Here is a 307-nt window from a genome sequence, read left to right on the forward strand (position 1 = left end):
TTGTAATCTCGGTAGCATCCATATAAAAAGCTCTAACCGTTACGGTCTTACCAGGAGCATCATCTACCCCAGCAAGATCATCATCAGCTTTACCCATTATAAATGCACCTCCAGGAACAAGCTCCATACCATACGGTTTTTCTGGATGCCATTTTTTCCCTTGAACTCCTACCAGCTCTCCTCTATCTTTAGAGCCACAACTAGCCAGTAAAGTCAATACTGCGGTTAATAAAATAAACTTCTTCATATTCATAGAAAACTCGAGGTTAATTATTATAGCTTCAATTTTGAGAGCGTAAACATATTT

1 protein-coding gene is annotated in these 307 nt (G+C 38.4%); it reads right to left on the reverse strand.

Translation table 11 applies throughout. From position 1 onward, the window contains the following. On the reverse strand, window positions 1-253 hold a 253-nt coding region (locus H4O21_RS28910), incomplete at its 3' end, for a hypothetical protein (RefSeq protein WP_220495926.1). Between the last annotated feature and the right edge of the window lie 54 nt (window positions 254-307).

Source organism: Oceanospirillum sediminis, from assembly GCF_014164585.1.
GTDB lineage: Bacteria > Pseudomonadota > Gammaproteobacteria > Pseudomonadales > Halomonadaceae > Oceanospirillum > Oceanospirillum sediminis.